A 19310-nucleotide genomic window follows, 5' to 3' on the forward strand; every position below is an offset into this window, starting at 1 on the left:
TTCACGTCGTGTCAACTCCTTCAGCGGCTCCGAAGACGCTCCGCGTCGTGACGCGAGGCAGTCAGCTCGCGTTGATCCAGACCCGTCAGGTCGTCGATCTCCTGGCGCAGCGCTGGCCCGGCTTGCAGTTCGAGATCGTCACGGCCAGCACGCCCGGCGACCGAGACAAGCACACGCCGCTGACGACGCTGGGACAGGGCGTCTTCGTCAAGGGCGTCGAGGAGCAACTGCTTCACGGACGCGTGGACCTCGCCGTGCACAGCCTCAAGGACGTGCCGACCGACGAGACGCCTGGGTTGCGGCTGGGGGCGTTCCCGCTGCGGGCCGATGCTCGCGATGGTCTGGTCTGCCGGGTCGGGCGAAACCTCGCCAGCCTCCCGTCTGGCGCTCGCGTCGGCACCGGCAGTCCGCGCCGGGCGGCCCAGCTGCTGGCCCTGCGCGGCGATCTCCAGATCACGCCGATTCGCGGCAACCTCGACACCCGCCTGAGAAAGCTGCGCGAGGGCGAGATCGACGCGCTGACGGTCGCCGTGGCCGGCCTGGAGCGGCTGGGACGGCTCCCGGAGCTGGATCAGGCGCTCGAAGTCGATGAATGTACGCCGGCGGCCGGTCAGGGGACGCTCGTCGTGCAGTGCCGCGCCGACGACGAGCAGGCCCTCGCCGTGCTGGCTGCCATTGACCGGCCGACCATCCGTGCCGAGGCGCTGGCCGAGCGGGCGTTCCTGGCCCGCCTGGGTGGCGGCTGCGAGCTGCCGGCCGGGGCCGTGGCCCGCGTCTTCGACGGTGGGTCCATCGAGCTGGTTGGCGTCGTCGCATCCCAGGATGGGAAGCGACTGGCCCGCGAGCACAGCTCCGGGCCGGCCGATGATCCCGTCGTGGCCGGCGTTGCGCTGGCCGAGGCGCTGCTGCCGCTCGCCAAACAGCTCATTCCGGACGTGCCCGATGCCTGACGCTCCCGTGTCGTCGTCCGTTGGCAAGGCCTACCTCGTCGGCGCTGGCCCCGGCGATCCCCGTCTGATCACCGTGCGCGGCGTCGAGTGCCTCAAGCAGGCCGAGGTCGTGGTCTACGACCGGCTGGCCTCGCCCGAGCTGCTGGGCTACGTCCCCGAGTCCGCCGAGCGGGTCTTCGTCGGGAAGGGGCCGCGCCAGCACACGATGTCGCAGGACGAGATCAACGAGCTGCTGGTCGAGCGTGGACTGGCCGGCAAGGTCGTGGTGCGCCTGAAGGGCGGCGACCCGTACGTCTTCGGGCGGGGCGGCGAGGAGGTCATCGCTCTGCGCGAGGCCGGCATCCCGTTCGAGGTGGTCCCGGGCATCACGTCGAGCATCGCCGGTCCGAGCTTTGCCGGCATCCCGGTGACGCATCGGCAGGTGGCCTCGTCGTTCGCGGTGATCACCGGCCACGAAGATCCGACCAAGGGCGGCAGCTCGATCCGCTGGGAAGGGCTGGCAAACGGGCCAGACACGCTGATCTTCCTGATGGGGGTCGAGCACCTGGAGTCGATTGTCGAGAACCTGCTGCGCCACGGACGGCCGTCTTCGGAGCCCGCCGGCCTGGTGCGCTGGGCGACGACCCCCGAGCAGGAGGTCCTGACGGGCACGCTGGGCGATATCGTGGCCCGTGTGAAGGCGGCCGGCCTGAAGCCGCCGGCCGTGCTGGTCGTCGGCTCCGTGGTGAGCCTGCGCGAGCAACTGGACTGGCGCTCGCAGCTGCCGCTGGCGGGCCTCCGCGTCCTGGTGACCCGCGCCCGCCAGCAGGCGAGCGCTCTCTCGGCGCGGCTGGTGGAGCTGGGGGCCGCCCCGCTCGAATACCCGACCATCGAGATCCGTCCGGTCGAGGATCCGGCCCCGTTCGACGCGGCGCTCGCCGACCTGGGCCGGTTCGGCTGGATCGTCTTTACCAGCACGAACGGCGTCGAGGCGTTCTGGCAGCGGCTGCTGGCGGCTGACAAGGACGGCCGGTCGCTGGCCGGCGTGCGGGTCTGCGCTATCGGGCCGAGCACGGCGGCGGCCCTGCGCGAGCGCTCGATCCTGGCCGACTGGATGCCCCAGGAGTTCGTGACGGACAGCGTTCTGGACGGCTTCAATGCGTATGACCTGCGAGGCGTCGAGGTGCTGCTCGCCCGCGCCGACATCGCGCCGCCACTCCTGGCCGACGGGCTGCGCGAGCGGGGCGCAACGGTGACGGAGGTGACGGCCTACCGCACCATCCCCTCGGACGAGAGCCGCGAGCGTCTGCTCAGCGTCCTCGAGCGTCGGGGCATCGACGTGGTCACACTGACCAGCTCGTCCACCGCGCGCAATCTGGTGGCTGGCATTGGCGGGCGCCTGGAGCTGCTGGCCGGCCTGACCATTGCCAGCATCGGGCCGGTCACCAGCAAGACGGCCCGCGAACTGGGGCTGACCGTCGATGTCGAAGCGGCGGTTCACACGATCCCAGGGCTGGTGGATGCCCTGGTCGTCCGAGCCGCCGAGCGCCGCCGCACCCGGTAACCCGCCCGGCGGGCATCAGGTGGCCTCTCCACCTGATGCCACCCGCTGTGTGCCGGATCTGCGTGAGACACTGGACGTGCGCGTGCTGGCGGGCGCTCGCCGGCGGCTCAGGCGGGGTCTGGCTCCACCAGTTTCGTGACCGAGTCGACGTAATGGTAGGCGCGCTTGAACCGTGCGAGCGCGGCTTCCAGCGTATCGTCGCCGGACGGCGCGAACTGCTCGGCCCAGCGGGCAGCCAACTGAAGCTTCGCCACGTTCTCATCGCCGCTGCCCACGCCGATGCGCTCGGGCCGGGCCGCCGCCACGATAGCCTCAGCCTCGCTGCCGCGCGGCGTCTTCTCGACCGCTGTCTCGTCTGCCGTTCGCTCGTCCATCACCGATGTGTGCTCCTTCGTCGCGCGGCTTGGGCTGCGCCGACGATATTTCCCGGCCCATGCGTTCGGATGTTCTTCGTCTGTGAAGGGTATACGCTCGACCGACCAGGGGCGCATCGTTTTGGGCGGCCGATCCGGGGTTACTGCTTGACCACGGTGACGCGGGACAGCTCTCGGAAGCCGGGCGGCTGCCCGCCGACGAACGGCTCATCCTGCTCGGTGCGGATCTGGGTCAGGATCGCCTGGTGCGTCTGCTCGTCGACGACCCCGATGGCCAGCACGTGCTGCGATCCCGGCGGGCCGCCGATCTCGACATCCGTAAGCTGCCAGCTGCCATCGCGTTCGGTCAGCACCTCGCCCTTGTACGGCCACCAGTTGTCGGCGCTGCCTTCGGGGTGAATCAGCAACCACAGGTGCTCGTCAGGTGACTGTGCGCCAGCCTTCCGCCCGATGATGGGCGGGCGGGCAGGCACCTGCTCGCCATCGGCCGGCGACACGATCTGCACGGCCAGAGGGCCTCGGATCGGGTCCGGGGTCGGCGTGGCCGTGGGCGGCTCCGGGGTGGCGGATGGCGTCGGGGACGGCTCAGCGGTCACCGTCGGCGTGCTGGTCGGCTCGGTCGCCGGCGGACTCGGCGATGGCGGCGGCGCCTGCGCGTTCACCGTCGGAGAGGCCGCCGGTGAGGGCGACCCACCCACAGCGGGCGCGCCCGGCCCGCCCGGACCCACGACTGAGCCGACCGGGGTAGGCGTCGCCGTCACCACCGTCGGCGTGGCCGGCGTCCGCGCCGGGGGGAGGCTTGGGAGATCCGGCATCGAAAATGGAAGCTCGTAGCCGCGCGAACGGGCGACGTACGCTCCCACCGTGGCGGCCACCCCGATCAGCAGTACGATGATGAGCGCCAGCGGCCAGACCCGGCGCGGCTGCTCTGGCCGCGCTGTGACCTGACGCCAACGCTCGGTGTCGCTGACCTGATTCGACCAGGCGTCAGCGGGCGGACCTGGGATGACCTCGCCGTAGTCGGGATGCGGGGTTGCTTGACCGTGCCACCGGCCAGCATCGCTTCCTGGGCCTGGCTGATACGGACCGGATCCGGTTGGATAGTGCGGCGGCGGCCCCGGGGCGCTTGACCCGGGCGGGTAGCCGCCGCCCGGTCCGCTCACGCCTCCGTACGTTTCGCGCCTGTAGCCCGGATTGACGGCGCCAGGCGGCGGTGTCCCGCTCCAGGTGTCCCCAGGTCCGGGGGCCGGGCGAGGCGTGGTCGGGCGGATCGGGGCGATGGTCCCGGGGCGCGGCGTCGGCGGATCGTCTCCCAGGAGCGCATCCTCGAAAGCTGTTGCCAGCGCAACGCCGCTCCGGCAGCGCTGGCGTGGCTCCTTGGCGAGCGCCTGCGCCACGACCCTGTCCACAGCCGCCGTGGTCCGTCGGACCTTTCCCGAGACCGGCGGGGCTGGCTCGTGGATGTGGGCGCGGATGGTCGCGAGCGGCGTGTCACGCTGAAACGGCAACTCGCCCGTCAGCATCTCGTACAGCACGACGCCGAGCGAATAGAGGTCGCTGAACGGCCCGATCTCATCGCCGGTCGCCAGCTCCGGGGCCATGTAGTGCGGCGTGCCGATCATCGTGCCGCTGACGGTGAGGTTCTGCTCCTCCGTCTCCAGCAGCCGGGCGATGCCGAAGTCGGCCAGGACTGGCTCGCCGTCGCGCGTGAAGAGGATGTTGGACGGCTTCACGTCGCGGTGGATCAGCCCGGCCCGGTGGGCCACGTCGAGAGCCGACCCGATGCCGCGCAGAACACGCAGGATCTCGGTGTATGGCAGGGGATGTCCGAGCCGCTCGGCCAGCGACCCGCCCGGCAACAGCTCCGTGACCATGTAGGCGATGCCATCATGCTCGCCGAAGTCGTAGACGGTCAGGATGTGCGGATGGCGCAGCCGCGATGCAGCACGGGCCTCACGGCGGAAGCGCTCCAGGAAGCCGGGCGTCTCGGCGAGCGTCGGCCACAGGACTTTGATCGCGACATTGCGATCCAGCGCCGGGTGATGTGCCTGGTACACGGTCGCCATGCCACCGCGCCCGAGGCGAGCGGTGATGACGTACGCGCCGAGTGTTGTACCGGGGGCCAACTCCAGCATGATGGTAGACCCATCATAGCACCGTGTGGCGGCGGCTCGAACCATTCGAGGTACGGAGAGTCCTACGGAGCGTGCCTCAGGGTTTGGCCCCGATAGCTGTGGACGCGACGCCTGACGTCAGCGCCGGCGGTCTCGCTCTTCGATCTCGCGCAGCAGGTCGTCGGCATCGAGGTCTGGCTGCGCGTTGTCCGCCTGGATATAGGCGTCAGATGGATCGACGCCGATGCTCTCCAGGCGCGAACGCAGCATCAGGGCGCGGTCCCGCAGGCCGTCCCAATCGGCCGGCCGGTCGCCAAGCTCGAACGGCAGATCGAGGTACTGAAGCGCCCGCTCGTCACCGGAGGTGCGGAACCCCTCGCGCATCTGCATCACTCGATACGGCGCGACGCCGTAGCACAGCACGTCGGAGACGATGTACCGTTCGATCTCACGGCGAGACAGCGGATCCAGATCCGTCAGGTTCGGGTCGCGATCCTCCATGCGGGTGGTGTCGTAGGCCTCGTCAAGCTCGTCGTCGTCGGGGTCATCGAAGATCGAGCGGCCTGCCGTGAGGCGCACGTTGTGCTCGCGAACACGCGTCAGCAGGGCATCGGCGGAGGAGTTCGGGCGGCCGTCGAGGTAGGCGGAGGACAACTCGTCCTGGAATGCGCGCCAGTCGGCCGGCACCTCGCCGTGGACGAAGCGGCGGTCGAGATAGGCTGTCGCTTCGGCATCGTCCACGATCTCTTGCGACGTGTAGAGGTCGGCAACGTCGCCGGGCCGGACGCCGCCACGAACGGTAGACTCAGCCATGAACCGTCGAATGCGGTCGCTCGCGGCAGGGCTGAGATCGTCCAGGCCCCGCAAATGCGATGACGTGCCTTCGACATAGCCGCCGAAGACGGCGTCGTCGCCGTCACGCATGTCCGCTCGAATCTCGTGCTCGCTGTCGTTCACGCTGGTTCCGATGTCCGTTCTGCCGTGGTGGCGTTGGTCGAGTCCGCCTGATGCTCAAAACGGCTGCATTGGGCGCCGTATTCCCGTCTGCGAGCCGCCCGCTTCATTGAAGTTTAACGCGCGTGGGGACGGCAAGGGGTTCAGAGAGGGTTGTGAAGGCATATGGTACCCTCCGGCATGATGGACGAAACCCCGGTGGACGTGCTCGACCTCGCGGCGGTGGAGGCGGCGGCCTGCGACATTGTGATGCTGGCCGCCGCGACGTTGCGCGAGCGTTTCGCCGGGGGCATTCGGGCCGAGCAGGTCGAGTTCAAGGACAAGCAGCAGCGCGACCCCGTTACCGCTGTCGATCGGGCGATGGAAGCGCTGGTGCGGGGCGAGCTTCGACGCCGTTACCCAGCGCACGGGATCCTCGGCGAAGAGGGCACCGGCGACGCCATCACCAGCGAGTTGCTCTGGGTACTCGATCCGATTGATGGCACCGCGAACTTCGCGGCAGGTCTGCCCATGTACGGGCTGTCGCTCGGGCTGCTCCGCAACGGTGCGCCGATTGTCGGGGCCGTCTACGTGCCGTTCTGGCCGGTGGACGGCGGGGCGGTCCTGAGCGCATCGCTGGGGAACGGCGCGCGGATCGCCGGCAAGCGCATCATGCTCGACGCCGCCAGCTTCCGACCGGGTGGGCCGGTCGCGGTGCCGCCGGGCCTACGCGCCATGTTCTCGGTGACCGGCGAGCTGGCGAAGCGGCCCGGCGAGGCCAGAAACCTCGGGAGCATCGTCGCTGAGCTGGCGATGGTGGCGACCGGCGGCTTCCAGTACGCTGTCTTCGGCGGGCCGAAACTCTGGGATGTGGCCGCCGGCGCGCTGATCGTGCGGGAGGCCGGCGGCGTCTCGCTGACCTGGGAGGGCGGGCGCTGGCGACCGATTCAGCGTTTCCGCGTGCCGCGTGGCCGCCCTGGCAAGCCGCCGCCGACCCTGCGCGACTGGGTCCAGCCGGTCCTGGTGGCCGGGCCGGGCGCGGCGAGCCACGTCGGCGCTGGCCTCCGACCGCATCCGCGCCCCACGAAGGCCGTCCGCTGGCTGCTGAAGCAGCGCAAGACGGCGCTCGAGCTCGCAAAGAAGACCCGGGCGCGTTTGACAGGGAAGCCGTTGCCGGCGGCGGAAGCGAAGCCAGCCGGTCCAACATCCGCGCTGCCCCAGGACTCCTCAAGCGACTCGTCTGCTCGCTGATCGGCTGCTACCCTTTCGCTTGTGCGGGATTGGCGTGCTGTCAACGGTCTGTTTCTCGTCTCCACCTTCCTCGAAGGGCTGGCATTCGGGCACACCACCGCCTACATGCCGCTCTTCCTGGCCGAGCTGGGCCTGACGCCAGCCGAGATCAGCGCCTGGACCGGCCTGCTCTACGCCGCGATGACGGCGGTGGCGTTCCCGCTCGCGCCGTTTTGGGGGGCCGTTGCGGAGCGCTACTCGCGGCGGCTGGTCATCGTGCGGAGCCAGTATCTCGCAGCGCTGGCCTACCTGCTGCTGTCGTTTGCGCCCAACGTCTGGGTGGTGCTGGTCGCCAGGATCCTGCTCGGATTGACCTTTGGAAACATCGCCGTCGTGATCGCGACCCAGGCCGCCTTCACGCCGAAGCACCACCTGGGGATGTCCATCGCCACCATCCAGGCCGCGATGCCGGTGGCCGCCAGCATCGGGCCGCCGGTCGGCGCGGTGCTGATCGAGGCGATCGGGCTGCGCGGCCTGTTTCTGGTCGATACGTCGCTGGCGCTGATCGCCGCGTTGCTGGTGACGTTCCTGATGCCAGAGCCGGAGCGGCACAGTCGAACGACCTCGATCCTGGCGCGGACCGGCCAGACGCTGTCGCTGGTCTGGCGGCAGCGGGGCCTGCGCTGGAACTTCCTGTGCTGGCTGTTGAGCGTCGGGGCGCGAGCAGTCGTCGAAGTCTACCTGCCGGTCCGCATCACCGAGATCGCCGAGAACCCCGCGCCGGCTATCGGCTTCATCCTCGGCGTGAGCGGCATCGTGACGGCCGTCTCCACGCTCGCGACCTCGCGGCTGGTGGACGACCACGGCGGCATCCGCTGGTTCGTGCCATCGATGCTCCTGGCCACGGTCGTGACCTGCGGCATCGCCGTCGCACCGAACCTGTGGGTGCTGGCCGCGCTGACCTGGATCCGGGCGTTGCCGTTCGCCGCCGCCAATACGATCCTGTATGCCCACTTGACGCGGGTGGTGCCGCCAGTCGATCAGACGGCGGTGCTTTCGCTGACGCCGATGCCCCGCAACACGGCGATGTTCCTGTTCCCGATTGCTGCCGCCGCCATCGCGCCATTCGGGGTGTCGCTGGCCATCGGCGTGGGTGCGGCGGCCTACCTCGGCGCGGTCGTCGTCGGTTGGCTCACCGCCCGTGTGACGCCGGCCGAGATCGCCGCGCGGCAGCGCGCCCACGAGGCCGAGGTGGGCGCGTAAGCGCGCGGCACCGTGGCAGCATGCTCAGCCGGCCCTCCGCCGCACGATGCCGACGGCGAACGCCCTGAGCTCTGCCAGCTCAGACGGCGACATGATGCGAATGGCGGCCAGCACGATCAGGTACGTCAGGCCGCCCGCCGCGATGCTCAAGGGCAGCGCGTACCACCCGCCGAGCGCCAGCACGGCGCGGACGAGCACCACCATCGCGCCGGCCGCCACCAGCGACTTCGCGACCACGATCCACGACGACCGCTCGACGGTGCCACGCGGCAACAACCGCAGCGCACCGACGATCATCAGCATTTCGATCAGCAGTTTGGCGACGGCGGCCCCGATCCCGCCCGCGCCCCAGGCCAGGTTGAACCCGACGATCAGCGCCGGCGTGACGATCAGGTGCAGGCTGCTGGCGACGACACTCGTCACAAACCACCGTCGTTCGTCCGCCAGCGCGATGAGCGCCGTCCCCAGGATCATCCCAACGGACACCAGGGGCGTGACCATCGAGATCAGCTCGATGAACGGGATCGCGGCCACGAAATCAGGAGTCCAGCCGAACGCCGACGGCACGGCCGGCGCGATGGCGGTGACGCCCGCGCTCGCGCCGAGCGTCACGACGACCGTAAGGTCGAGGCTACGGCGCAACGTGCTGCGAAAGGCGGCCACGTCATGCGCGACGCTGCTGAGGGCCGGCAGGAGCGGCGTGATCAGCAGCGTTGGAACGAAGAGGGCGATGTAGGCGATGCGCTCGGCGGCCGACCACCAGCCCAGCACCTCGACGCTCAGGCCCAGCCCGAGCAGCATGACCTCGGCGTCGCCACGCAGCCTCAAGACAAGCGCCATGCCGGCGAACGGCAGTCCCATGACCGCCAGCTTGTGCAGCTCAGGCAGCGAGACGCTGCTCCAGTCGAACTGAAGGTGGAGGCCGCGCCAGCCAATCGTCGTAACCACGGCGTTAACAACCAGCATGACCGTCAGCATTCCGATCAGCCCAAACCCCCCCATCAGCGCGGCGATCAGCCCGACGGATGAGACAATGGCGCTGACGGCGGACAGCTGGGCGAACCGACCGAGCCGGTGCTGCCCGTTGAGGATCGAGAGCAGCAGGTTCTGCACGACCGTGACGACGACCCCCGCCAGCATCACTTCGAGCGTGTACGGCGGTAGATCGATCATCCCGAAGCCGTGAATCGCCAGTGCGACCGCCGCGCCGCCGCCGACCGCCAGGCCCAGGCTCAGGATCAGCGCTGCCGCCGATGCCTGGGTGATTCGGGCCGGCTCGGCGGCGATCTGGCGGGTCAGGACCGTTGGAACGCCGAAGCCGAAGATCGTGGCGCAGAGGCCGGACAGGGCCATGAGAATCGCCCACTGGCCCATCGTCACGCTGCCCATGTACTGGGGCATGTAGACGATCATCAGGAGCGACGACGCCCAGGTGAGCGGCTGAATCGTGAAGAGGGCCAGCGCGCCGCCCATCACCCGGCGGGTGGACGCCGACGCCGTGGCTGCTGACGCGGTGACGGCCGCCGGCCGCGTGTCTGACGGCTCGCCGCGGCGGTCCGCTAGCGACACGATGCTGCCCGAGGGCGGCGCGCCACGGGCCTCGCGGCGCGACTTACCATCTGAAAGTTCCCTGCGACTGGCGCTCATATCCCGTCCGGCGAAGGCCGGCCTCGCCACGCTTCACAACGAACGACGCGTGCTGGACGGGACTTCTCTCGGTCAGGGCCACGACACCTCCGGCATCGGAGCGGTGCGCTGGAATCGCACCTCGCTACTGTACCGCTCCGAGACGCTGGTACACTCCCGTTTTATGCGACGCCCGTACCGACTGCTGGCACGATGACAGCCGACGCTGCCGCCGAACGTCTCACGCGCCGATTGCCGACCCCTCCCGTCTGGCTGGTGCTGGCCGTCGTCGGGGTGGCGGCGCTCGGCATGCGGCTGGCATTCCTCCTGCGCGCGCCGGTGTTCATCATCGGCGACAGCGAGAACTATTTCTGGCCCGGTTACCAGCTTGCCCGCGAGATCGGATTCGATCTCGAACTGCGGCGAACGCCGGGCTACCCGCTGTTCATCGCGCTGGTGGTGCGGAGCGTCGGGGAAGACCTGGCGGCGCTGGCGTTGGTGCAGCACCTCCTGGGCGTCCTGCTCTGCCTGATCGTGGCGACGCTGGCGGTGCGCTACTGGGGCCGCTGGACTGGTCTGCTCGCGGGGCTCCTGGTTGGCTTGAGCGGGCCGCTGCTGGTGGCCGAGCAGTACGTGATGGCCGAGACCCTGTTCATCCCGTTGGCGAGCGTCGCCGTCGGGTGGCTGGCGCTCACGCTTGAGCGTCCACGCTGGTGGAGCCTGTTCGCAGGCGGGCTGCTGATCGGCGCGGCGGCGCTGACCCGGCCGGTGGGGCTGGTGCTGGCCGTCGCCGTCGTCCTGACCGTTCCGGTCGCCGTCTGGCTGCGTCAGCGGGCCAGTGCGCCGTCCTCGTCGCTCGGGCGGCAGGTGCGGGCCGTCATGCCGCCATGCGTGGGGCTGATCGCCGCGCTCATCGGCGGGGTTGCGCTGGTGTGGGTGCCCTGGATGCTCCGAAACGCCGCCGTTCACGGCAGCTTCAGCGCCGAGGGCAACGCCGGCCAGACGCTGGTCGGGCGGGCCATGCGCCACGACAAGGGGTTCGCCTTCGAGAATCCGTCCGATCCGGACCCGGCCCGGCAGCGGGCGCGCGAGATCATGCGCGGTGGTCGCGGCGGCTTCGTCTCGCCAGTCCGCGACCGCATCAAGCGCGACCTCGGCCTGAACGACGCCGAGGCCAATAGGCTGATGCGCGATCTCGCGCTGGAGGCGATCCTGCGGCAGCCCGACTACTATCTGCTCGGGACCGTGCGTTGGTTCGCACAACTGGCCCAGGGATCTCCTGAGCGCTACCGCGACCACTGGCAGACCCGCAAGGACAGTGGCAGCCGCGAGGAGTGGGAATCGTTCAAGGATATCCGCCACCTGCTCGGACCGCCGTCGCCGCTCCAGGAACGCCAGTACGGCGAGGCCGAGGTGCTGATCTCCGTCTTCCAGTCATCGCGATACGGTCCACTGATTCCCCTGCTGGCGGCGGTCGGTGCATTGGGCTTGGCGCTCGGGGTCGGGGCGCGCGAGCGGCGGGTCGGCGTGGCGCTGTTCCTCGCGCTGGTGGTGGTCGGGCTGTTGGCGGCTGCCGTCGCGATGGTCGCGCCGCTGCCGCGCTACCGCTACCCGATTGAGCCGCTGCTCGGGCTGCTGGCGGCCGGTGGCGCGGCGACCGTGGTCGGCGCCGCCCGGGCGGCTATCGGGCGCACACAGGCGGGCGGGGCCGGGCGTCGTCACACGGTCAGCACCGACGCCTCGCCGGCCTGACGGCCAGCGTTGCCCGACTCCTGACGCCTGACTCCTGGCTGCTACCCCTGCCTCATCCGCAGCTCGCTCCGGATCTGCAAGAACCGCATCACGTCGCTTCGACTCAAGATCCCGAGCAGCGTGCCGTCCCGATCCACCACCAGCAACTGGTTGATATCGCGCTGTACGATGCGCTCCAGCGCCTTGGTGACCGGCTCACCAGGACCAACAGCCTCAATCGGCGCTCGCGTCATGATTGCGCCAACCGAGTTGCGACCCCACTCGGCCTCGTCAAGCTTCTTGATGTCGGTGAGCGTGACGAGGCCGACGATCTGTCCGTCCTGGGCCACCGGCAGCGCTCGCAGACCGCGTCGCAGGATGTACTCGTCCACCAGCTCGCGGACCGACAGCGCCGGCGCGATGAACGGCGGATCAGGAGCCATCACTCGAGCGACCGTGATGCCTCGGAAGCCCTCCTCCATCTGAACGTGGCGGCGGGTCGCCTCGGCGGCGCTGTTGAGGAACCAGCCGATGAACCCGATCCAGAGGCCGCTCAGGGCCGAGCCCTCGAAGATCAGCAGCAGCCCGTATCCGATGAACCCGAACGCGAGGATCTGGCCGACTACCGTGGCGATGGTCGTGCCACGGACCACGCTCCGGGTCGCGCCCCAGAGGATCGCGCGGAGCACCCGGCCGCCGTCGAGCGGGAAGCCGGGCAGGATGTTGAAGATCGCCAGCATCAGGTTGACGGTGGCAAGGTAGGAGACCAGCGCCCCGAGCGGCGACGTGGCGCTTGGGAGCGCCTGGAGCGCCAGCCAGCAAACGCCAGAGATCGCCAGGCTCGACACCGGTCCGACCACCGCCACCAGGAACTCGTCCTGGGGATCGTCAGACTCGCTGGCGATGTTGGACACGCCGCCGAAGATGAACAGGGTGATGCTGCTCACCACCAGCCCACGTGCCTGCGCCACTACGGAGTGGCACAGCTCGTGGAGCAGCACCGAGATGAACAGCAGCACTGCTGACGCCGCGCCGACCAGCCAGTAGGCCTCTCGGGACCAGCCAGGGTAGGTCATCGGGAAGTACCCGGCGGCCAGCGACCACGTCATCAGGACGACGGCGATGCCCCAGGTGTAGTGAACGCCAATCGGTATCCCACGAATCCGCGCGACGGTGAACGAGCTTTCCATGGCAAAGCTCCGCCGGCACGGCCCGTCCGCCCCAGGCGGCGCGCCTGCCTCCGAGTGCATTGTCGCACGGGGCAGGCCAGCCCAGGCAGCGTGCGCGCGAACCGGGCCGGCCGCCGTTCGGGCGGGGTATGGTGACGGCAACGCCGCGCCTCGGCCAGCCGCCGCGCGGCCCCTCGTGGGGAGACGGTGACCATGGACGTGCGAGCGCTTCAACGACCGCTCAAAGAGCAGTATCGGGCAGACCCGACCACGTCGCAGATCACGCTGACCGCGCGCGGCAGCCAGACGGACGCGCCGATCTCGTGCTCGGTCGATATCGGCCGGGCGATCTACGATGCCCAGGCCCACGCTGGCGTCGGCGGCGCAGGGACGGGCGCCTGCTCGGGTGACTTGCTCCTGGGCGCCCTGGCGGCCTGCGCTCAGATCACCTGCCAGATGGTGGCGACGGCGATGGGCGTGCCGACGCGCCGGATTGAGGTGATCGTCGAGGGCGATCTCGATCTGCGCGGCACACTGGGCATCGCGCGGGATGTGCCGATTGGCTTCTCCGAGATCCGCACCCGCTTCGAGGTCGATGCGCCCGACGCCACGCCCGAACAGCTGGCCGCGCTCGAGGAGAAGACCGAGCAGTACTGTGTGGTCATGCGGACGCTGCAGGAGACACCACGCCTGACCACCACCTGGACGGCGCCGCCCTCCTGATCGACGCCTGGGCCCAACGGTGGCATGGGGAATGCGTTCGACGTACGGCAGATGCGGTGGGAGAGGCGCCGCTCCCACCTTATTCACGTCGCACAGACCGCGTGTTCCGGTGCGCGTACGTCGCGCCATGCCTCTGGAGGCACCTCATGGACAATCCTCTGGTCATCGTGCTGCTCGTGGCACTGGTGGCCGCCGTCGCGGTTGCTGCATGGCTCTTCATGCAGAAGAGACGGACCGAACACTTGCAAGAGCAGTTTGGTCCCGAGTACCGGCGAACGGTCGCCGAGTCGCACGATCAGCGTGCCGCCGAGCGGGAGCTTGCACAGCGCGCCGAGCGTGTCGAGCATCTCCAGATTCGGGCACTGTCCCCGCGGGAGCGCGAGCAGTTCGAGAACCGCTGGCGCTCGGTGCAGGCCCAGTTCGTGGACGACCCGAGCGGCGCGACCAACGAGGCCGACGAGCTGGTCGGGCAGGTGATGGCGACGCGCGGCTATCCCGTGGGCGACTTCGAGCAGCGGGCCGCCGACGTCTCGGTGAATCATCCACATGTCGTGGAGCACTACCGCGCGGGTCACGCCCTGGCGCTGCGGAGCGCTCGCGGCGACGCCGACACTGAGGACCTGCGTCGGGCCTTCGTGCACTTCCGTGCGCTGTTCGAAGATCTGCTCGATATCTCAGCCGACGAGCACGATGTCCGGGCTGACGCCCGCCGTCGTGACACGCACATGGAGGTACGATCGTGACCGAGCTTTCCACTGCCGATCTCGCCGGCGGCATGCGGCCTCGCCCCCAGCAGACCGTGCCGGCAGACCGCCCCGACCTGGACGACGACCGCTCCGATCTGGGAATGCAGCCGGGCATGCGCGAGCCTCGCCACGACGCGGCGACGGACGGCGCATCCGGGACGGCGAGCACCCGAAGCCAGTCGATGCCGACGCGGTCGTCAACGCTCGCCAACCCGGCCGCTACGGATGGCGCCGACACCGACGGGGCGGAGCCGCTCTTCCCGACCGGCGAGGCGGAGGGATTCCGCAGCCGTTGGACCGAGGTGCAGACCGGCTTCGTGGACGAGCCGCGCCACGCGGTGGAGCAGGCGGACTCGATGGTCGCCGAGATGATGCAGCGGCTTGCGCACGTGTTCGCCGAAGAGCGCGCGAAGCTCGAAGAGCAGTGGAGTCGCGGCGACGACATCTCGACCGAGGATCTGCGGCAGGCCCTGCGGCGCTACCGCTCGTTCTTCGACCGCCTGCTGCAGGTCTAGATCCTCGGAAGCGCCATCGTGGCGCAGGGCAACCCTGGCGAGGCTCTGAGGCGCGACGTTCCCACCAGGGAGCGTCGCGCCTGTCGATGGCCGCTGTTTGACGCACTGATCTCCCGCCATGCGCGCTGGCACGCCGTCCGCACTCCTCGCAGGCGATCGGCTATCGTGCTGGGTACTGGGCAACGGTCTGCCCACGCTCCAGAGGGGGGAGTCGCATGAAGGTCGGTGTCTGGATCCCGAGCGTCCGTCGCATGGCGAGCCGCGACACGATTCGCCAGAGCATCCTGCAGGCCGAGCGGCTCGGCTACGACTCGCTCTGGACCATCGATCATGTCATCTCGCCCGTCGCCAACGCGGCGCAGTTTGGATTGCTCTACGATCCACTGGTCGTGATGGGGTACGCCGCTGCCATCACGGAGCGCATCCAGATCGGCGTCAGCGTGCTGGTGCTGCCGTACCGCCACGGCGTCCTGACCGCCAAGATGGTGGCCTCGCTGGACGACCTCAGCAACGGTCGGATCGTCCTGGGCGTCGGCGCAGGCTGGAACGCCGAGGAGTCGCGCATCCTGGGGCTGCCGTTCGACGAGCGCGGCCCGATGACCGACGAGTACATCGCGATCATGCGCGAGCTGTGGGCAAACCCGGCCGCGAAGTTTGACGGCCGCTACACCCGGTTTTCGGACGTGGAGTTCCGGCCGAGGCCGGCCCAGGCCGGCGGCCCGCCGATCTGGGTCGGGGGGAGCAGCCGGGCGGCGCTCAGGCGAACGGTCGAGCACGGCGACGCCTGGCACCCGATCAACCGTACCCCGGCGCAGCTCCGCGAGGGCAAGGCCGACATCCTGAAGCTGTGCGAGCGCTTCGGGCGGGCCACGCCGCCAACGCTGACCCTCCGCATCGACGCGCGCGTGGTGCTGGACGACCAGCCGTATCCGAAGCCGGCCCATGCTGGACACGTGCTGGCCGGGACGCCGTCCGAGCTGGTCGATCAGATCGCCGAGCTGCGCGAGATCGGTATCGAGCACCTGTCGCTGGAGTTCGTCGGGCGCGACTTCGCGGACTTCACGGCCCAGGTGGACGCGTTCGCGGAGAAGGTCCGCCCGCACCTGTAGACGGGGAGCGGCCTGCCGCCGCCTGCGCTACGCCAGCAGCGGCAGCACCGCCAGCAGCCCGGCGAGGTTCCGGTCGAACTCGATGGCCGTCGGCGTCGCCAGCTCGATGAACAGCGTGCTCAAGCCCACCGTGCGCGCCCAGACGTTCAGGCTGCCGGTCGCACGGTAGGGGAGCGGGCTGCTCCCGCTGCCGGGCGTCGGCGAGTAGTAGCCGCTGGCCGCCACGTACGCCTCGGTGATCGGCGCGTTCGGGCCGTCCCGCGAGCCGAACATGAAACCGCCGGCGCTGTGGTAGTTCACGGTCAGCACCGGCCGCTTCGCCAACATGAAATCGCCGAGGGCGCGGGTCTCCTGCTCGGAGAACGGCTCCGACCCGCCAAGACCGCGCTTGAACGCGCCGTTCGAGTCATAGGCGTCGCTGGCCCAGTCCCCGCCGCCCCAGTTCCGGTTCGGATCGACGCCGCTCAAGTACTGGCGCATGCCGGCCGTCGCGCCATCCGGGTTGGTGACGGCCAGGATGTCGAGCCCGATGGTCTTCGGCACGGCCTCAGGATGGGCGATGAAGTGGGCCGTCAACCGGTTGACCAGCTCGATGGTGTTCGCCTCGGGGGCGCCGTGCTGGCCCCCGAGGATCAGCACGCGCTTCTGCGCGTCGCCGTAGTGCCGCATCACCAGCGGCTGCCCACCCTGCGAGAAGCCAATGGGCGTCCAGGGCAGCTCGTCGGCTGCGCTGGCCGGGACGGCGATCCCACCCAGCGTGAGCGCCCCCGCCGCCACGCCAACTGCCCGAAGTGCTGTCCGCCGACTCACCCGCACGTTCCTGCTCCCGCTACACTGACGATGCGCTTCTCTCGGCCACTGCGTACTATCGTATCGTTGCCGCACGCACACTGCATACCCTTTGTGTCGGGTGCTGTGCGAACGAATCCCCTTCCCCCTCATTTCTTGCGCGCGCATGCTGGCCGGGCGTCCGATCGGTTGGAGGCCTTCTGATATGGTGGCGAGCCTTCTCGCCCTCGTTCTTGCAATCTCGATACTGCTGCCGCTTCCGCTTCAGACTCATCGCAACGATCTGGTGGCCGCGCCACTCGCGCCGAATCCGGGCGCGGGGAGCGTCCCACCGTTGTCCCAGCTTGCCCTCAGATTGCAGGTCGAGCGGAACGCCGTCATCCGCGACGCGTCCGGGCAGGTCACCAGCGTGTTCGGGCTGCCGGCGAACGAGGCGCGGCTGCTCCTCCTGCCAGTCACCCGGCAGCGCGGCCTGCCGGACGGCTACGAGCCGCCGGACCTGACGTACTACGGCGGGCGACTGGTTCGCGCGCTGATCAAACCCGACCTGGTCGCGATGGTCGAGGCGGCCGGCCGCGACAACGTCGAGCTGGCGGCGATCTCCGCCTACCGCTCGCCCGACGAGCAGGCCCTGGCGTTTGAGTCGGCGGTCTGGCGGGCGGTCGCCCGCGAGCGGACCCCGGAGGGTACACCCATCGACCGCGCCGAGGCCGAGAGCCGTTCTGCGCGCTTCGTTGCGCCGCCCGGCCACTCGCAGCACCAGCTTGGAACGGCGGTCGACTTCTCAAGCTGGGAGAACAACTACGCGCTCAACCCGCGCTTTGCCGAGACGCAGGCCGGCCTGTGGCTCGAACAGCACGCCTGGGAGTACGGGTTCGTGCTGCCCTACCCGCGCGACGGCGAGGCACGTTCAGGCTACGCCTACGAAGCGTGGCACTATCGGTGGATCGGGCGCGACCTCGCAGCTGTTCTCCAACGGGACGGGTACCTCGGGTCGTCAAGCGCGATCGTCGACGACTACCTTCGGGCCGTCGAGGAGCTGCTGGCGTTCGAGGCCGTGCCCTGACCGAGAATCCTCCTGGAGCAGTGACATGCAGCAGGCCCGGAGCAGCACTGCTCCACCGCCGATGACGGCCACGGGAACCGGCCGCATCGCCGACAGCACGACCTTTCGGCCGTTTCACGCCTGGATCACCCTGCTGGCGGGGCTGGCGTTCATGGGGAACGGCCTCGATCTGAGCGTGGTGAGCTTCGCGCTGCCCGGCATGCGCGCCGAGCTTGGCCTGTCGCCAGCCGACGTGGGCTTCGTGCTGCCGATGGCAGGCATCGGCCAGTTGATCGGCTCGATCACGATGGGATCGCTGGCGGACCGCATCGGGCGTCGCCTCACCTTCGTGCTGACCGGCTGTCTGGCGGGCCTGGGCGTCGGGCTGGCGTCACTCGCGCCGAGCGCGCTGGCGTTCGGCTGTCTGCTGCTGGTCGCTGGCGTGGGCGTGGGCGGCGTGGCGCCCGCCGCCAGCGCGCTCCTGAGCGAGCTGGCGCCGCCGGCCTATCGTGGCCGCATGATGGCCTGGACGCAGGTCTTCTGGGTGGCCGGCTGGTCGATTGCCGCCACGCTCGGCGGCTGGTTCGAGGCGTCGCTCGGCTGGCGCGGCATCCTGGCCGTCGGCGGCCTGCCGATCATCCTGGCCCTGATCTGCTGGTTCGTCGTGCCGGAGTCGCCGCGCTTCCTGATGGCCAGCGGTCATCCTGAGAAGGCGCACGCGCTGGCGAAGCGGCTGGCGGAGCGTCACGGCATCCTGGTGCCGGTCGTCGCGCCGCACGCCTCGGCGACCCGTCTCTCGGTGATCGGCCAGCTTGCCATCATCTGGGGGCCGCGGTTCCGGCGGCGGACGTTCGCCCTGTGGACGACCTGGATGGCGATGAACGCCGTCTTCTCCGGGCCGGTCTACATGCTGCCGGTCGTGCTCGAAGGGATGGGCGCACCGAACCCGCTGCAACTGAGCGCCTACGTCGGCTACGCGATGATCCCGGCCGGCTTCGTGTCGGTCTGGGCGATCGACCGCTCCGGACGCCGCCCGCTGATGATCGTCTCGCTGGCGCTGGCCGCGTTCGGTGCGCTGGGCGTCGCGCTCGGGATGACGCCGCTGGTGGTTGTGCTCGGCGGGGCCGCCCTCTCCGCGGGCGCGCTGGCGGCGTGGCCCGTGGCGCTGGCGTGGGCCTCGGAGCAGTACCCGACGCAGCTACGGGGCGCGGCAGCCGGCTGGGCGGCCGGGGTCTCGCGCATCGGCTCGACGTCCGCGCCGCTGATCATCGGGCAGCTGCTGACACTGACGGGCGGCCACACCTGGGCCATCCTGCCGTTCTCGGTGGCGCTGTTCCTGGCGGTCTTGAGCGTCAGCATCTTCGCCGGGGAGACGGCGAACCGCACGCTGGAAGAGCTGACGCGGGAGAAGTGAGGGCGGTCGGGGTTTGAAAGCCCCGACGAAGCCCGC

17 protein-coding genes are annotated in these 19310 nt (G+C 69.8%); 11 read left to right on the forward strand and 6 right to left on the reverse strand.

The features are described 5' to 3' along the window. Positions 1–8 precede the first annotated feature (8 nt). On the forward strand, positions 9–950 hold the full coding sequence (hemC, locus tag IT306_04455) for a hydroxymethylbilane synthase (GenBank protein ID MCC7367647.1): 942 nt from the start codon (positions 9–11) through the stop codon (positions 948–950). Then, positions 943–2493, forward strand: a complete 1551-nt coding sequence (gene cobA / locus IT306_04460; protein MCC7367648.1) for a uroporphyrinogen-III C-methyltransferase — start codon at positions 943–945, stop codon at positions 2491–2493. Before hemC ends, cobA begins: the two co-directional genes overlap by 8 nt. A 107-nt stretch (positions 2494–2600) precedes the next feature. Here the strand turns inward: cobA and IT306_04465 are convergent, their stop codons facing one another. From IT306_04465 to IT306_04475, 3 genes are all read right to left on the reverse strand, one after another. After that, positions 2601–2867: a hypothetical protein gene (locus IT306_04465; protein MCC7367649.1), complete on the reverse strand. Its 267-nt coding sequence runs from the start codon at positions 2865–2867 to the stop codon at positions 2601–2603. Between the two features lie 140 nt (positions 2868–3007). Then, entirely contained in the window at positions 3008–5002 is a 1995-nt protein-coding gene (locus IT306_04470) for a protein kinase (protein MCC7367650.1), read from the reverse strand. Positions 5003–5119: 117 nt separating this feature from the next. Continuing rightward, complete coding sequence (locus tag IT306_04475) at positions 5120–5905, reverse strand: hypothetical protein (protein ID MCC7367651.1); 786 nt, start codon at positions 5903–5905, stop codon at positions 5120–5122. 210 nt (positions 5906–6115) lie between these two features. Here IT306_04475 and IT306_04480 point away from each other — a divergent pair, with 210 nt between their 5' ends. Beyond that, positions 6116–7165, forward strand: a complete 1050-nt coding sequence (locus tag IT306_04480) for an inositol monophosphatase (protein ID MCC7367652.1) — start codon at positions 6116–6118, stop codon at positions 7163–7165. A 21-nt stretch (positions 7166–7186) separates the two neighbouring features. Beyond that, positions 7187–8407: an MFS transporter gene (locus IT306_04485; protein ID MCC7367653.1), complete on the forward strand. Its 1221-nt coding sequence runs from the start codon at positions 7187–7189 to the stop codon at positions 8405–8407. Positions 8408–8431: 24 nt separating this feature from the next. Here the strand turns inward: IT306_04485 and IT306_04490 are convergent, their stop codons facing one another. Next, positions 8432–10054: a hypothetical protein gene (locus IT306_04490; GenBank protein ID MCC7367654.1), complete on the reverse strand. Its 1623-nt coding sequence runs from the start codon at positions 10052–10054 to the stop codon at positions 8432–8434. Between the two features lie 192 nt (positions 10055–10246). Here IT306_04490 and IT306_04495 point away from each other — a divergent pair, with 192 nt between their 5' ends. Further along, positions 10247–11785, forward strand: coding sequence for a glycosyltransferase family 39 protein (locus IT306_04495; GenBank protein ID MCC7367655.1), 1539 nt, complete (start codon positions 10247–10249; stop codon positions 11783–11785). 41 nt (positions 11786–11826) lie between these two features. Here IT306_04495 and IT306_04500 read toward each other — a convergent pair whose 3' ends face one another. Next, the gene (locus tag IT306_04500) at positions 11827–12954 is read right to left on the reverse strand and encodes a site-2 protease family protein (protein ID MCC7367656.1); all 1128 of its coding nucleotides are present in this window, start codon (positions 12952–12954) and stop codon (positions 11827–11829) included. 192 nt (positions 12955–13146) lie between these two features. Between IT306_04500 and IT306_04505 the strand changes: the two genes are divergently transcribed. The 4 genes from IT306_04505 to IT306_04520 all read left to right on the forward strand — a co-directional run bounded on the left by IT306_04505 (position 13147) and on the right by IT306_04520 (position 16026). Then, entirely contained in the window at positions 13147–13656 is a 510-nt protein-coding gene (locus IT306_04505) for an OsmC family protein (protein MCC7367657.1), read from the forward strand. Between the two features lie 146 nt (positions 13657–13802). Further along, positions 13803–14399, forward strand: a complete 597-nt coding sequence (locus IT306_04510; GenBank protein ID MCC7367658.1) for a hypothetical protein — start codon at positions 13803–13805, stop codon at positions 14397–14399. Next, the gene (locus IT306_04515; GenBank protein ID MCC7367659.1) at positions 14396–14917 is read left to right on the forward strand and encodes a hypothetical protein; all 522 of its coding nucleotides are present in this window, start codon (positions 14396–14398) and stop codon (positions 14915–14917) included. Before IT306_04510 ends, IT306_04515 begins: the two co-directional genes overlap by 4 nt. A gap of 215 nt (positions 14918–15132) precedes the next feature. Further along, positions 15133–16026, forward strand: a complete 894-nt coding sequence (locus tag IT306_04520; protein MCC7367660.1) for a TIGR03619 family F420-dependent LLM class oxidoreductase — start codon at positions 15133–15135, stop codon at positions 16024–16026. Positions 16027–16053: 27 nt separating this feature from the next. Here the strand turns inward: IT306_04520 and IT306_04525 are convergent, their stop codons facing one another. Further along, positions 16054–16836, reverse strand: a complete 783-nt coding sequence (locus tag IT306_04525; GenBank protein MCC7367661.1) for a hypothetical protein — start codon at positions 16834–16836, stop codon at positions 16054–16056. A 313-nt stretch (positions 16837–17149) separates the two neighbouring features. Here IT306_04525 and IT306_04530 point away from each other — a divergent pair, with 313 nt between their 5' ends. Next, positions 17150–17881 carry a M15 family metallopeptidase gene (locus IT306_04530; GenBank protein ID MCC7367662.1) on the forward strand — a complete coding sequence of 244 codons (732 nt, stop codon included), beginning with the start codon at positions 17150–17152 and terminating at the stop codon, positions 17879–17881. Positions 17882–17906: 25 nt separating this feature from the next. Beyond that, positions 17907–19274, forward strand: a complete 1368-nt coding sequence (locus tag IT306_04535; GenBank protein MCC7367663.1) for an MFS transporter — start codon at positions 17907–17909, stop codon at positions 19272–19274. The last annotated feature ends 36 nt before the right edge of the window (positions 19275–19310 follow it).

It is taken from the genome of Chloroflexota bacterium, from assembly GCA_020850535.1.
In the GTDB taxonomy this organism is placed as follows: domain Bacteria; phylum Chloroflexota; class UBA6077; order UBA6077; family JACCZL01; genus JADZEM01.